The organism is Helicobacter sp. MIT 03-1614, assembly GCF_000762925.2.
GTDB classification, from domain to species: domain Bacteria; phylum Campylobacterota; class Campylobacteria; order Campylobacterales; family Helicobacteraceae; genus Helicobacter_C; species Helicobacter_C hepaticus.
Genome location: NZ_JRMS02000004.1, coordinates 127,315 through 141,794, shown reverse-complemented (window position 1 = coordinate 141,794; position 14,480 = coordinate 127,315). Strand labels below are relative to the sequence as shown.

12 protein-coding genes and 2 tRNA genes are annotated in these 14,480 nt (G+C 36.1%); 4 read left to right on the top strand and 10 right to left on the bottom strand.

Annotation, left to right across the window (positions count from 1 at the left end):
• Positions 1-53: 53 nt before the first annotated feature.
• Positions 54-1,625, bottom strand: a complete 1,572-nt coding sequence (gene rny / locus LS66_RS04015; protein ID WP_034366339.1) for a ribonuclease Y — start codon at positions 1,623-1,625, stop codon at positions 54-56.
• Positions 1,552-2,256 carry a 5-formyltetrahydrofolate cyclo-ligase gene (locus tag LS66_RS04010; protein WP_011115430.1) on the bottom strand — a complete coding sequence of 235 codons (705 nt, stop codon included), beginning with the start codon at positions 2,254-2,256 and terminating at the stop codon, positions 1,552-1,554. The genes rny and LS66_RS04010 overlap by 74 nt, the downstream gene beginning before the upstream one ends.
• Between LS66_RS04010 and LS66_RS04005 the strand changes: the two genes are divergently transcribed.
• From LS66_RS04005 to LS66_RS03990, 4 genes are all read left to right on the top strand, one after another.
• Positions 2,234-2,923 carry a redoxin domain-containing protein gene (locus LS66_RS04005; RefSeq protein WP_011115431.1) on the top strand — a complete coding sequence of 230 codons (690 nt, stop codon included), beginning with the start codon at positions 2,234-2,236 and terminating at the stop codon, positions 2,921-2,923. The two genes, LS66_RS04010 and LS66_RS04005, sit on opposite strands and share 23 nt — an antisense overlap.
• Positions 2,920-3,801, top strand: coding sequence for a signal recognition particle-docking protein FtsY (ftsY, locus tag LS66_RS04000; RefSeq protein WP_011115432.1), 882 nt, complete (start codon positions 2,920-2,922; stop codon positions 3,799-3,801). The genes LS66_RS04005 and ftsY overlap by 4 nt, the downstream gene beginning before the upstream one ends.
• Positions 3,801-5,147, top strand: a complete 1,347-nt coding sequence (radA, locus tag LS66_RS03995) for a DNA repair protein RadA (RefSeq protein WP_034366342.1) — start codon at positions 3,801-3,803, stop codon at positions 5,145-5,147. Before ftsY ends, radA begins: the two co-directional genes overlap by 1 nt.
• A gap of 252 nt (positions 5,148-5,399) precedes the next feature.
• Positions 5,400-6,872, top strand: a complete 1,473-nt coding sequence (locus LS66_RS03990) for a DUF2972 domain-containing protein (RefSeq protein WP_138091875.1) — start codon at positions 5,400-5,402, stop codon at positions 6,870-6,872.
• A 26-nt stretch (positions 6,873-6,898) separates the two neighbouring features.
• Here the strand turns inward: LS66_RS03990 and LS66_RS03985 are convergent.
• The 8 genes from LS66_RS03985 to purD form a co-directional block, all read right to left on the bottom strand.
• Positions 6,899-6,985: transfer RNA gene (locus LS66_RS03985), tRNA-Leu, on the bottom strand.
• A 55-nt stretch (positions 6,986-7,040) separates the two neighbouring features.
• Positions 7,041-7,125: transfer RNA gene (locus LS66_RS03980), tRNA-Leu, on the bottom strand.
• Between the two features lie 27 nt (positions 7,126-7,152).
• On the bottom strand, positions 7,153-7,464 hold the full coding sequence (locus LS66_RS03975) for a F0F1 ATP synthase subunit C (protein ID WP_011115435.1): 312 nt from the start codon (positions 7,462-7,464) through the stop codon (positions 7,153-7,155).
• A 107-nt stretch (positions 7,465-7,571) separates the two neighbouring features.
• Complete coding sequence (locus tag LS66_RS03970) at positions 7,572-9,701, bottom strand: polyribonucleotide nucleotidyltransferase (RefSeq protein WP_034366281.1); 2,130 nt, start codon at positions 9,699-9,701, stop codon at positions 7,572-7,574.
• On the bottom strand, positions 9,701-10,366 hold the full coding sequence (locus LS66_RS03965) for a phosphoribosyltransferase (protein WP_011115437.1): 666 nt from the start codon (positions 10,364-10,366) through the stop codon (positions 9,701-9,703). The genes LS66_RS03970 and LS66_RS03965 overlap by 1 nt, the downstream gene beginning before the upstream one ends.
• Positions 10,367-10,379: 13 nt before the next feature.
• Complete coding sequence (locus LS66_RS03960; RefSeq protein WP_226989504.1) at positions 10,380-12,593, bottom strand: LPS-assembly protein LptD; 2,214 nt, start codon at positions 12,591-12,593, stop codon at positions 10,380-10,382.
• The gene (locus LS66_RS03955; RefSeq protein ID WP_011115439.1) at positions 12,590-13,063 is read right to left on the bottom strand and encodes an RDD family protein; all 474 of its coding nucleotides are present in this window, start codon (positions 13,061-13,063) and stop codon (positions 12,590-12,592) included. The genes LS66_RS03960 and LS66_RS03955 overlap by 4 nt, the downstream gene beginning before the upstream one ends.
• Entirely contained in the window at positions 13,060-14,340 is a 1,281-nt protein-coding gene (gene purD / locus LS66_RS03950; RefSeq protein WP_034366278.1) for a phosphoribosylamine--glycine ligase, read from the bottom strand. The genes LS66_RS03955 and purD overlap by 4 nt, the downstream gene beginning before the upstream one ends.
• Positions 14,341-14,480: the final 140 nt, after the last annotated feature.

Below are 14,480 nucleotides of genomic sequence, written 5' to 3'. Positions count from 1 at the left end.
ATTTTTTATTTGTTAATTCCATTACGCATCTGCTCTTTAAAAAACTTTTTATCCTATCGTGCAAATTCAACCGCTCTTGTTTCTCGTATGACACTCACTTTAATTTCTCCGGGATATTGCAAAGTAGATTCTATCTCTTTGGCAATTTCTCGCGCAAGGATAACGCTTTGCCCATCGCTTACTAAATCTGCACGAGCAATCACACGAACTTCGCGTCCAGCATTAATTGCATACGCTTGTTTTACACCAATTTTATCCATAGCTATGCGTTCAATATCTTGCATACGTTTTAAGAAATTCTCTAACGCTTCTCTCCTGGCACCCGGACGAGCAGCTGAGAGGGTATCTGCTGCACACACTGCTGCACATTCAATGCTTTGAATCTCCTCATAGCCGTGATGAGCTTTGATTGCATTAATAACCACGGGGTGTTCCTTATAGCAAGTGCAAACTTCCACACCCAAATCTACGTGACTACCTCCTAACTCTTGTGTGAGAGCTTTACCAATATCGTGCAAAATTCCTGCTCTACGCGCAAGTTTTTCATCACCTCCAAGCTCTCCTGCAATAATCGCTGCGAGATTAGCCACCTCAATGGAATGCCCAAGTGCATTTTGCCCAAATGATGCACGATAGCGCATTTTACCAAGCAAAAATTTCAACTCTGGGTGCATATAACCAAGTTCCATATCAAGCACGATATTTTCACCATCTTGGCGCATTTGCTCGTCCATCTCATCTTTTACGCGCTCATAGACTTCTTCAATGCGTGAGGGCTGAATGCGACCATCTTCAACAAGTTTCTCTATTGTCTTTGTCGCAATAGCACGGCGATAGAGATTAAAACTGCTTAAAATAATGCTACCGGGCGTATCATCAACAATGACATCAACACCACTAATTGTCTCTAAAGTCTTAATATTACGCCCCTCTTTGCCAATAATACGACCTTTGAGTTCATCATTAGGTAGATTAATTACATTTACCAATCGCTCAGTAGCAAAATCCCCTGCATAACGCGTAGTAGCTTGAGCTAGAACGAAATTTGCTTGTTTTTTGGCTTCATCATACGCTTGCTTTTCATAACGCCGAATAAGAAATGCTTTCTCTTCAATAAGCTCCTCTTCAAGATGAGAAAGCAAAATATTTGTGGCTTCCTCTCTTGTCATTTGAGCATATTTTGAAAGAACATCAAGCATCTCTTTTTTGATATGTTGATATTCTTGCTTGAGCTTGTCTTGCTCTCCTTGAGAACGCAAAAGACGCACTTTAAGCTCGGCAATCTCTTGCTTTTCTTTTTCTACTTCTTGTTTTTGATTATTAAGCTGCTGATAACGATTACTTTCTTCTTTATCAAGTTTAGCAAGACGAGATTCATAATTTTTGTGCAATGTTGCACACTCTTGCTCATATTCTTGCTTTAAGCGCATTTGCTCCTCTTTTATCTGCATATGATGTTTTTGAAGTATATTCTGCGCTTCATATTCAATCGCTTTAGCTTTCGCTTTGGCTTGCTCAATAATTATTTGAGAATTAGAATGAAATATCTTTCTACTGATGAGATATACACTCACGCCGACTAATAACCCAAAGATTATGCTTCCTATTGCATACCATACTCCCATTGTGCTTCCTTATACATAAAGCTGATGGTGTAAAAAAACAATCCCCCTGCACATCATAGTGCTCTGTAATAACGCTTGCAGCGTAGTTTGGACTTCTTGCTACAAAAATAGTATGAACTTTGCCTTTAAGATGGGACATAAACCTATCATACATACCCCTTCCAAAACCTATTCGTCTAAAATGCTTGTCAATGCCCAAAACAGGGATAATCACTGCATCAACTTTTATTAATTTAAATGTAGAATTATTTGACTCATAAATGCCGTATTTATTTTTATGAAACGGCATTCGTAATGGTATCATTTTAAAGCTAAGTTCTTGTATAAAAGGAACAAAAACACGATATTTTTTTTTGCGAAGTTTGCAAATAAGAGGAAAAATATCTACTTCATTGCCAAAGGGCATATATACGAGGATATTGCGAACACTTTTTGCTTGCAGGTAAGTCAAAAGAAATCTATTCAAAGATTTATCCGCGAAATATCCATAAATAGAGCGTTGATTTAATCGTGCCTTTGCACTTAATCTAAAGTCTTGTTTGGTAATTGTTAATCCTTTTTTTGGGTATAATGATACCCCAAAAGATAAAAATGGAGAGTAAAATAGTATGAAAATAGCACAGATTCTCAATACTCGGCATATTACACATCTACTTATAGGGTTTTTATTGGTTGCGACATTAGGAGCGTGTAGCGATGAAGGCGATAGAGATAAAGATGTTTTTGGTTTTGAGGGGAATAAAGATGAGATTTTAAGCATTGAAGTTACAAACACTCAAAATGAATCTTTGCGCTTTAAGACAAATCAAACTCAAAGTATCTTTAAAAGCGAAACACAACGTCCCACTTTACTCTTTTTTATTTCTAAAGATTGTATTGAGTGCCAAAATGAATTGCTCCATATTTTAGATTTATATAATAAATATCAAGAATTTATCTCTATTATCGCTATTAGCCCAAAAGAGGATATTGCACATCTTCAACAAGAAATTGATGCCCTCAATCCACAATTTAAGCTTTATGCGCCAACAGATAATAAGAATCTGCTTAATTTTCTCAACAAAGATGACAAACAAAGCTATATTGCACTCTATGATATACAAGGGGAAAAAGTTATTGATTATGTAGGACTTGTGCCAGAAGAGATGATAGAGCTTGATATACGCTATCAGATTCAAGACCAGCTTGATGCAAAAGCTCAAAGCGAAATGCAAAATCTTACCCCAGAAGAACAAGAAGATATGGATAACACAGCTGATACTCTTAGCCCAAATATCCCAGCACAAGAAGCTCAATGATTTCTGCTCTTAGTAAAACACTTCAAAAAACGACTCAAAATATTACCTCGCTTCTTGGCTCTAAAAAAGATAAATGTGCTAAAGAAGAGCTAGAAGAGATTCTAATTGAATGCGACCTTGAATATGAACTTATAGAATCCTTACTTGAAAATCTCCCCTCTTATATATCGCGTGAGACATTAAACAAAGAGCTTTTAAAATTACTTGATATAAAAGACCAAACATCAAACTTGTCTAACATACCACCCAAGCCTCTTGTAACGCTTATTGTAGGTGTAAATGGCGCAGGCAAAACCACAACAATTGCTAAACTTGCTCACCTTGCTCAAACACAAAATAAAAAGGTGATGTTAGCAGCAGGAGATACATTTCGCGCAGCAGCAATAGAGCAACTTAAACTTTGGGGAGAAAAGTTGCAGATTCCTGTAATTGCGACACAGCATATGCACGACCCAAGCGCAGTAGCATTTGATAGTATCAATTCTGCGATTGCTAAAAATATTGATGAACTCTATATAGATACAGCTGGGCGTTTGCACAACCACACCAATCTTAACAACGAGCTTTTAAAAATCGTGCGCGTAAGTCAAAAGGCTCTTGGAGATAAGCCTCTGCGCAAATTTCTTGTTCTTGATGGCACACAAGGAAGTTCAGCTATTAATCAAGTGCGGATATTTTCAAAAAATATTGATTTTGATGGTATTATCATCACAAAACTTGATGGCACAAGCAAAGGTGGTGCGCTCTTTAGTATCGTAAATGAGCTAAACATACCTATTTTATACATTGGTATAGGCGAAAGGGAAAATGACCTTATCCCTTTTGATTCTAAAGAATATGTAAGAATCTTACTTGATAGTATTTATCAAGGACATTAATGGCAAAAAAAACTTCCATTTTTGAATGTCAATTTTGCGGGTGGCAAAGTGCAAAATGGCTTGGTAAATGCAGTAGCTGTGGAAGTTGGGATTCGCTTATAGAACTTAAACCTAGCCAAATAAAAATCACAAAATCCCTCAAAAGCAATCCTCAAAACTTGTCAAATGCTATCCCTATCACACAAGTAAGCTTTGAAAATATTGAGCGCTTTAGCTCCTTTGAAGAAGAATTAGATATTGTATTGGGCGGAGGCATTGTCCCGGGCGGATTATACCTTATAGGGGGGAGTCCGGGAGTAGGAAAATCCACGCTTTTACTGAAAATCGCTGGAGAAATTGCCAAACACATTCACAAAAAGGTTCTTTATGTAAGCGGTGAAGAGAGTGCGGGACAAATCAAAATGCGTGCCTCTAGGCTTGGGGCGATAAGCGAAGATTTGTTTTTGCTTAATGAAATTGATTTAAATATCATTCAAAATGCACTTGATGAGCAGCAATATGCTCTATGTGTGATAGATTCTATCCAAACGATTTATTCTCCCGATATTACTTCTGCACCTGGTTCTATCTCACAGGTGCGCGAAGTTACTTTTGCACTTATGAGATTTGCTAAGGAGCGCAATATAAGCATTTTTATCATCGGACATATTACCAAAGAAGGTTCAATTGCTGGACCAAGAATTTTAGAACATATGGTAGATTGTGTGCTGTATTTTGAAGGAGATCCAAGCCGAGAGCTTAGAATGTTAAGGGGATTTAAAAATCGCTTTGGCACGACAAGCGAAATTGGTATTTTTGAGATGAAAGAGGGAGGATTAGTAAGCGCTAAAAATGCTTCAAAACTCTTTTTTACGCAAAAAAGTGCTCAAGCAGGAAGTGCTATAGCTGTGATACTTGAAGGAAGTCGTGCGCTTGTTATTGAGATTCAAGCACTTGTGAGTGAATCTTCTTATCCTAAACGCTCGTGCACAGGCTTTGATACTAATCGCCTCAATATGCTTCTTGCTCTCTTAGAACGCAAACTTGAACTTCCATTAGGGCGCTATGATGTCTTTGTCAATGTTGCAGGCGGCATTAAAATCAATGAACCAAGTGCAGACCTTGCTGTAATTGCAAGCATCATCTCAAGCTTTCGTAATCGCCCTCTTAATGCAAAAACTGCTTTTATAGGCGAAGTTTCACTCACAGGCGATATACGAGAAGTAAGCAATATTGATACACGTTTAAAAGAGCTTGAAAGCTATGGTTTTAACAAAGTTATACTTGCCAAAAAACCATCTAATCCCTCATCTGGGCTTAAATGTTTTGAAACAAATGAGGTAAGCAGGATTTTAGAGTGGATGTGAAATTATCAAATTGTTGATAAATAAAAACTTTGATTTTTTAGTAAAAAATATTATAATTGTATCTTACAAGAATTTGATGATTTGGGGGTAATCTTTTGCATCTAAACGGGGGGGGGGGCACATAATCGTTCCAAAACAATAAGGATTCTTAAAAGAAAAGGTTTAAAGTTTGCTCTTGCATATAATGCAAGAAAGAAAAAAAGAGTATTTAAGCAAACATCTTTTTATCAACATTTCTTTCAAAAACTAGAGATGTTCTATATTATCTTTGTATCTCATATGCCTCATAAGTTTCATATTTATAAGATTCTAAAAAGATTTCATATTTTAACAACTCATACTCCAACTTTAGTCTTTATCTCTCAACATTATGAGGAGATTATTTCTTGGATAGAATCTAAAGAGTTTAAAGAACAATATGTAGATAAAAATCACCCTTATCCTCCTTTACTTAATCCTAAAAGATTGAATGCAAAAAGAGATAAAGAGAAAAACAATAACAATAAAGAAACAGAATGGAATAAAAATGAGGGAGAATTAAAAGAATGTGGTGCAAACTTACAGAGTAAAGAAGCAGAATCTAAAGACATACAACCTTATCCTAATCTAAGCTATGAGAGCATATCGCCTGAACTTGCTTGGGATTTGAATGTGCCGTTGCCTCAAAGTGATATGGTAAAGTTTGAATCTCACGGAGTTGGCAGTATATTTTCTAATTTTATACAAAAATTAGGTATTTCCATTATTATGCTACCAGATAATCTTTTTTGTGTAATAAAAGTTTATAAAATACTTTATAATGCTTTAAATAATGGTGCTAGAGTGCTCTTAATAAGAGATTATCTTCCTGCTATGAATCAAAATGCCAAAAAATTACATTTTCTAATTCAAAAGCCAAGAATAATGATTTTAAACCAAGTGAGAGACCCAATAAGTATGTTAAAACATTATGTAGGGGTAAAAAGAAGACCAGAAAAAGCACTCACTAGCTTTAACTTAGGACACAATCCAAAAGAAATTGTTTCTTCTTTGGTGCGATATTCTGGTGGGTATCTATATCCAAGCGTAAAAGAAATTCCATTTTGGGTAAGCTTTACTTATATGTGTTTTCACGATGGTATGCTATTTAAGGAAATGATAAATCTTACAGCAGAAAAAGTTAAATTTATGGATATGCCTGAAATAGTGGGAGAGAGGACAATACCAACTCTATGCAAATTTGCAAAAATTTTTAATGTGCCACCACCAAAAGAAGAAGATAGGGAATTTTTCTTAGCAAAAAACACAGATTTTGGCGGATTACTGCCTCTAGTAATGTATGTATATGACAAATCTTGCGATAAAAAAATCACAATCTATATTATTAAAAAATTTTATATCAATGAATTGGTAGATATTAGCATTGAAATGTTAGGTGCTTTAAAGCACGATACTATTTGTATAGGCATACAAAGAGAAAACTTAGAATACCTAAGAGCTAATGGAGAGCTATATACACAAACAAAATCTTATTTGCAAGAACTTATACAAGAGCTGATTTCACAAAATGAAAGAGAAAAATTAAAGAAGTTTAGCGAAAAAGATGTGCTTGAATTTATGGAAAAAAATCCAAAAATAAGACAAAAATTCAAAAGTATTCTAGATGAACATTTAAGCCTTATTAAACAAGAACACCCTGACATTATAGAATCTTGGAAATATTATCAAGAGTTTGAAAGAATGTAGGGAAAATTAATCCCTGCTTCGTAAAATGGTGCCGAAGGTCGGACTCGAACCGACACAGGGTTGCCCCTACTAGATTTTGAGTCTAGCGCGTCTACCAGTTTCACCACTCCGGCATAAAATTTCTAAGAAGATAAAATTAAGGTTTTGCACTTGATGCTTAAAAGAAGATGGTGCGCTGAGCGAGACTTGAACTCGCACGGGTCGCCCCGCCACCCCCTCAAGATGGTGTGTCTACCAATTCCACCACCAGCGCATACTCCCCACAAGGGGGAGAAATCAATTAAGAAAGGAAAGGATTAGCGTAAAGAGCAATAAGGGCTAAAACCAATGTATAAATAACTTGTGCTTCAATCAAAGCAAGCGCAATAAACATTGTTCCGAGCAATTTACCACTAATTCCGGGATTACGTGCTGTTCCTGAAATTGTCGCAGCAGCAGCGTGTCCCATACCAATAGCACCACCAAGTGCCGCTATCCCCAAACCAATAACAGCCCCAGCGATTGAATATGATTTAATCATATCCAAACCACTTACTTCTGCACCAAAAGCAAAGCCTACCATTCCCAAACATAAAAGAGCCAAAAATTTCATTTTACACCTCGTTTTTTATCTCAAAGCCCGTTCGGATTCATTCCCCTACTTGACACTTTGGAGGCTAGATTATGCCTAAGATTTAATAAAAAAAACATTAATTGATATTATTCAACAAGCCCTAGTTCTACTTTGTTCTTATTTTGTGATAAAATCTCGCATTCTAGCTCACTTACATTGTGAAAAATCTCGCTTAATTGTTGAGTTTTATCTTTTGTGATTTTACTAATATGAATAAGTCCATCGCCTCCACGTGGTAACTCAACAAAGATACCAAAATCAACAATTTTCTTAATTTTCCCTACAAATCGCTCCCCTACTGCATAACTTTCCCAATCTATTTTTTCATATTCTTTTTTTGTCCCCGCACTAGATACAAGCTGTAAAATAAAAGTCTTTGCCTTTTGCAGATTCTCTACATTACTCGCACTCACACTGACCATACCGCTTTCACGCGCTAAATCAATACTTACTTCAAATCGCTCAATAATATCTTTTATTACCCTCCCACCAGCACCAATAACCTCAACAATCTTATGTGGAGGAATCATAAAACTCTCACTCTTTGGTAATATCACATCATTTAATACAATCTTTGCGCGAGCTTCTTCCATAATTGCTAAAATCTGCTCCCTTGCCTCTTTTGCCTGAAAGAGTGCTTGGCAAAGAATCTCTTGTGTAATCCCACCAAGTTTAATATCCATTTGCATTGCGCTAATCCCTTTATATCCTCCAGCTACCTTAAAATCCATATCACCATCGTGGTCTTCTAACCCGCTAATATCTGTCAAAATCGCATACTGCTCATCTTGTGTAACAAGCCCCATTGCCACACCTGCAATAAGAGATTCCACTTTTATGCCACAAGCACATAGTGCCAAAGAACCACCACACACACTTGCCATTGAACTTGAACCATTAGATTCTAAAATCTCTGAAACAAGGCGAATTGTTTTATCCTGCTCTTGCACACTTGAATGTAAAGCACGTTTAGCCAAATTGCCGTGTCCTAGCTCTCTACGCCCCACAGAACCTATCATACTCGCCTCACCTACACTAAAGCTTGGGAAATTATAATGAAACAAAAATCGCTTTTTAAGTGCGTTTTTACTGCCAAGCATTTCATAATTTTGTGCGTCATTATCTCCACCAATTGTAGCGCTCACAAGTGCTTGAGTTTGTCCTCGCGTAAAAAGCACACTTCCGTGCGCAAAAGGCAAAATATTTGTTTGAATACTTATAGGGCGCACATCTTTAAGCCCACGACCATCGGCACGAATATGAGATTGTAAAATCATCTCACGCACAAGTTTTCTCTTATACGCCATAATATGTTCTTGCACCTTTTTTTCATCTTCAATCTCGCATTCACGAACAACTTGCTTTATCAATGCCTTAAGCTGAGTGTGTCGTTCAGATTTTGCCATATGTTTAATAGCCTCTGTAATGGGCGTATGATAATGTGTTTGAATTATATTTAATAACTGCTCATCAAGCTCATCATTCGCTGATTCAAAAGCAAAAGGAGACTTCTTATAGGGAGCAAATTGCTGATGATAGGTTTGTGTAGCATTTTTAATATAATTTTTAGCACATTCAAGAGCTTCAAGGAAGTTTTCTTCACTTAGTTCATTTGCACCTTGCGCAGTTCTTATGCTTCTCATTTCAATCATAAGAAGTTCATCGTCTCGCCCCGAAACAAATAAATTAAGTTCGCTTTCACTAAGTTGCTCCATTGTAGGATTAATAATAAAATGCCCATCTTTACGCCCAATACGGACACCAGATACTGCCTTATCTTGCAAACTTTCCAATGGCAAATCTGATACATAAAGTGCGCACGCAGCAGCATTAAGGGCATTAAGTTGCAAATCACTTTTTCCATCATAACTTAAAACCATAACAACAATAGAAGTTATGTAAGTATAACCTTTAGGAAAAAGTGGGCGCAAAGTGCGGTCAATAAGCCTTGAAGTGAGAATCTCAAACTCGCTTGGTTTACCTTCACGTTTTATGAAGCCAGATGGAAATTTATTATTTGCATAAGTTTTTTCAATATACTGCACGCTCAAAGGCAAAAACTCATCATCATACTTTTCATTCTCCTGCGTGCAAACACTTGCTAAAAGCACACTCCCTCCATTTTGATAAAGTATACCCCCATTTGCAGCTTGTGCAACATAATTAAAGCTATATTGCTCACTTAGATTCTCAAATTCAAGTTTAATGTGTTGCATTATGTATCCTTTTGTGTTGTAGTTTGGTTTAATGCTTCCTCAAATGCTTCATCATCAATCACATTTAAATGTGGAAAATAATGTAAAGTGGTTACATAATTTTCAAGAGGATAAGGGCAACAGACATCATCACAAATTTCGCATAAAAAATCATAAATACTCTTTGGCATTACAGGTGCAACAACGCAAAGACTTTTTGCTTTCATATTCATACAAGTCTTAATCGCCACACCCATACGCAAACCCGTATCTATACCAATATCAAAGAGTAACACATCTTTTCCTTTGAGCGATTCTAAACCTTCACCTTTTTTGAATTGATAGAGGGAAGGTAAAATAACCTCTTCATATTGTCTTTGTGCCTCATTATAAACATAATCAGGGCTAATATCAAAAGCATTGACCAAACTTTCATTAATTACCATTTCCATATCTTCACTTACCACAGCAATAGGACATTCGGAATTAAGTGGAGAAGGGATAATTTGTGTAAAAAGAAATTCCATTGGAATTTTAAGTTTTGTAGCAAGTTCGTGTGCAAGTGTTACTCCTTCACGCCCTATATTAATTAAAATTGCATTAGACAAAGGGAGATTTTTAATATTTATCACATCAAGCAAAGGCTTTAGGGCATCTTCTGTGGATTCAAATATAATATTTTGCATTCTTAACCTCTCCTTACTCTTTGAATCTATAAGTTGCACCAATATTCGCCAAAGGCACAAAGCGAAATTCAAGCTTAACATATTGATTTGTAATAGGTGTAATCTGATTGTCAGCTGTCAAGGTAGGACGCACATCTTGAGCAATTTTTAATCCTATACCAAAACACCGAATATCTTTAGAGATTGTAACATACCAATCCTTTAAATACCCAAGTCCTACATCATAACCTATATTTGTATTTAAATAAAAATATCCAAAATCATAGCCCATAGTGCCGCGAAGAAAACCAGTATTGCCATTATTGCTACCTTGTTGGGAATATAAACCAGATGAAAGATATAACGGGTCAAGCTTGAAATAAAAAGTCAAATTAGAATCTAGCCCCCATCTATTAAATGAAGCATTAATTGACGCTTCACTAAAAGTATTACGTGAATAAGAATAAAATGCCGAAGCACTAAGATTTAGTCCCTCAATAGGTGAAAATCCAAGTTCATTACGAAGCACTTGATTTCTTGTTAAAAAACTATCTTTGATAAAAAGCCGCTGATACATTCGCCAATAAAATAACTCTTTACCATTTTTGCCATAAAAATACTGCGAAAGTTTTAAATCTACTTTGTGCTTATTTTTGACAATATCAACAATATCACTTGGATTCCAATATACTTTTAAGGCTTCAGGATTGTGATTATTCTCTTCAAGCAACTTATTATAGGCTTCATATCTATCATCATCAATAGCATTAGAGGTGTATTTATATAACGCTCCACTAAAAAGTGCTTCAAAATGCATAGAATGGAAAAAATGTTTATAAGGACGCGCAATATCAGAATTAAGAGAAATATTATAGCTACTTACACTATAATTAATACTTTTGTTTAATGGGTGATTCATAGCATCTGTAATGCCTTGCGTATCTTGAAGCAAAACCGAAGTAGCATACATATCTACATTCGCTCCTATGGAAAAATAATCTTTAAAAAAAGGAAATGCAACACCAAAAGGTAAAGAGAAAGTATTTTGAAAATATTTATAACCGGAAGCACGAGTAACATATTTACCTTGAAAATCAAAAGTATAAAGCAGATTCTTAAAAAATAGAGAATCTGTATAATGATGATAATGTATTTGGGGCAAAGATTGAAAAGTATTTACATTGCTCTCTTTAGAAAGGTCAAGATAATATTTAAAATAAGTGCCAAAATAATGCTTATTGGTATTGACAAAATAATTAATACGTGATTCATATAAACGCGTATTAAAAGCTGCATTAAGACTTTTTAGCCGCATATATTCAAGGTCATTCATATAAGTAATATCCGTATAAAATCCATCATTTGCATACTCATTATTAGATACGAAAATATCTTGTGTTTCGTATTGAAATGTCCCACCATAAATATGTTGATTCTTAAGGTTATTGCTCCTCATATACTCATCATTATTTTGAAAATATCGTCCCCTAAAAGTTGCGATATTATTTTCTTTATCTGCAAAACGAAACTCTACTTCTCCACCATAACCGCGTTGTGTTCTTACTTGCGGAGAAAGTGTCATATCCCAACGATTAAAAGGCGCAATAAACAAAGGTTGCATATACATAAAACCTTGTTTATTACTAAAAGACATTTCAGGAGAGAGCAATCCGGTTTTTCTTATATTGCCCGTGGGCGCAAAAAAATAAGGAAAATAAAACACAGGCATACTGCCAAGATAAAATCTTGGATTCCATACACTTATATATTCCTTTTGTGCATTGTATGTGCCAGAACTCACATTTAAATGCCATAATGGATGTTGTATATCACAGCCTGAAATCACACCTTTTTTGAAAGTATAATTATCATCTTGTCCCTCACCTTGTTTTGCCATAATCCAAATGCCCATTGTGCTTTGTAAATAAAGGTTGCTCATAATCGTGTGCTTATCTTCTAAAGTTATATCTACGCGTTCTACATCAAGATATAAAATATTGCCTTGATAGACTTTTGCACCACCTTCAAGATGCACTTCTTTGCTCTGCTTATTATAAATAATCTTTTGTGCCACCATATAAGCATCACCATAGAGCAAAAAAGCATTACCCTCTGCAGTGATAATATCACCACTTGCGCGCACATCATCAGCAGATAAATCAAACATATCTGCTTTTTGTTCCGCACACAAGGGCGTAAGAGAACACAACCACGTAAAAAGCAATCCTACAATTAAATGTTGTCTCAATATGCAATCACCAAAGTCTTTGCCAATCTATCGTGCAAGGTGCGGAAAAGTATATCACCAAAGCCAAATACATAAGTAATAAAAAGCAAACTCTCACCTATATATTTGCCACAGGCACGAAGAAGAGAGAAAATAAAATTTGGCTTATCAAGCAAATCCACGCTCACTACGCGTATTTTGCATAAGATTTTGCCAATACTCCCTCCATAAAACCACACAAAAATAGTATCATAGCTAATTTTGAGAATCCACACTTGCCACATATAAGCTATAACAAAATCTCGTAAGGTAGTATAATCCACATTTCCTTGTGCATCGCTCATTTGTGAAAGCGTGTCAATGTGAATTAAAGTAAAAATAAGGGAGAGTAAAAATACATCAATAAACCACGCTAAAGAACGCAAGGCTTTATCAGCAAGCTGGATATTTTCTCTCTCAAGAAGTTCTAAAATTTTATCATCTGTATTCATAGTTCTAAAGCTTTATAAGCAATATCATCGCGAAAGTGCATACCTTCAAAATATATACTTTTGAGAATCTCATAAGCATTATCACGCGCTTGTCTAATATTTGGAGCAATTCCTAGTGCCAAAAGCACACGTCCGCCACTTGCCAAAAGTTGCCCTTGTGAATCCACGCTCACTCCTGCATACACAATATGCCCTAGATGCTCATCAAAGTTTTGAATCTTAATAGGCACAGGGGCACTTGAAGCATAAGGATAATCTTTTGATGAAGCCACTACTGCCACTGCGTATTGTTTTTTTATCATACATTTTAACTTATTTATCTTGCCCTCAATACAATGCAAGAATATATCAAGCAAAGGTGTTTGCAACATAGGCATTAGCACCTCACATTCAGGGTCTCCAAATCGCACATTAAACTCTAACAGATAAGGTTCTAGCTCATCATTTTTCTTTACTACCATAATCCCGCCAAAAAGCACTCCCTCAAATGGTGTGCCATTTTTACGCATTAAATCTAGTGTGGGAGCGATAATGCGCTGCTTAATTTTATCCATTAGATTCTCATCACATAAAGGTGTAGGTGTATATGCACCCATACCACCGGTATTTGGTCCTTCATCACCCGAAAGCAGCCGCTTATGGTCTTGACACGCAGGAAGCATAATAAAATTTTCTCCATCACAAATGGCAAATACAGAAAGCTCATAGCCATCCAAAAATTCTTCTACAACTACACATTTACCTGCTTCTCCAAAAGCAGTGCCAGAGAGCATTTCTTGAGTAATTTGCTTTGCCTCTTCATAACTTTGAGCAATAATCACACCCTTGCCCGCACATAAACCATCAGCCTTTACCACAATCGGTGGGGTGAGCGTATCAATAAAATTACAAAGTGCTTCAAACTCGCTTGATTGCATATAACGTGCTGTTGGAATACAAGCTGCACTTACAAAATCTTTCATAAAAGCCTTGCTTGATTCTAAACGTGCTGCTGCTTTTGATGGACCAAAAACACGCACATTATGACTTCTTAGATAATCACTTAAACCTTCACTTAGCGGTGCTTCAGGTCCTATGATAACAAGTGTGATATGATGAAGTTTGATAGATTCTAAAAGTTCTTGTGGGTGCGTGTAGGTAAGATTTGTGCCGAGCAAATGCGTTGCTCCATTACCAGGTGCAAAAAACAAAGCCTCTACTCTGCTTTCTTCTTTCAACACTCGTCCTATGGCATATTCACGTCCCCCATTACCAATAATCAAAATCCGCTCTTGCATAATAATCCTTAAGCTTAAACCCCCAAATGAGCGTTACCCCAATGTGCGTAGCCTAAAAAAGCCACAAACAGAGCCAAGAGAATCTCATTAGGCGGCAAATCCTCACTGCATTAGCAGCTCAAGCAGAAACACCGACACAC

What these genes read in the sequence shown, in the direction of transcription:
- LS66_RS03990 (WP_138091875.1), top strand. Translation starts at nt 5,400, where the DNA reads ATGTTCTATATTATCTTTGTATCTCATATGCCTCATAAGTTTCATATT.
- LS66_RS03970 (WP_034366281.1), bottom strand. Translation starts at nt 9,701, where the DNA reads ATGCAACACATTAAACTTGAATTTGAGAATCTAAGTGAGCAATATAGC.
- radA (WP_034366342.1), top strand. Translation starts at nt 3,801, where the DNA reads ATGGCAAAAAAAACTTCCATTTTTGAATGTCAATTTTGCGGGTGGCAA.
- ftsY (WP_011115432.1), top strand. Translation starts at nt 2,920, where the DNA reads ATGATTTCTGCTCTTAGTAAAACACTTCAAAAAACGACTCAAAATATT.
- rny (WP_034366339.1), bottom strand. Translation starts at nt 1,625, where the DNA reads ATGGGAGTATGGTATGCAATAGGAAGCATAATCTTTGGGTTATTAGTC.
- LS66_RS03955 (WP_011115439.1), bottom strand. Translation starts at nt 13,063, where the DNA reads ATGAATACAGATGATAAAATTTTAGAACTTCTTGAGAGAGAAAATATC.
- purD (WP_034366278.1), bottom strand. Translation starts at nt 14,340, where the DNA reads ATGCAAGAGCGGATTTTGATTATTGGTAATGGGGGACGTGAATATGCC.
- LS66_RS03975 (WP_011115435.1), bottom strand. Translation starts at nt 7,464, where the DNA reads ATGAAATTTTTGGCTCTTTTATGTTTGGGAATGGTAGGCTTTGCTTTT.
- LS66_RS03965 (WP_011115437.1), bottom strand. Translation starts at nt 10,366, where the DNA reads ATGCAAAATATTATATTTGAATCCACAGAAGATGCCCTAAAGCCTTTG.
- LS66_RS04005 (WP_011115431.1), top strand. Translation starts at nt 2,234, where the DNA reads ATGAAAATAGCACAGATTCTCAATACTCGGCATATTACACATCTACTT.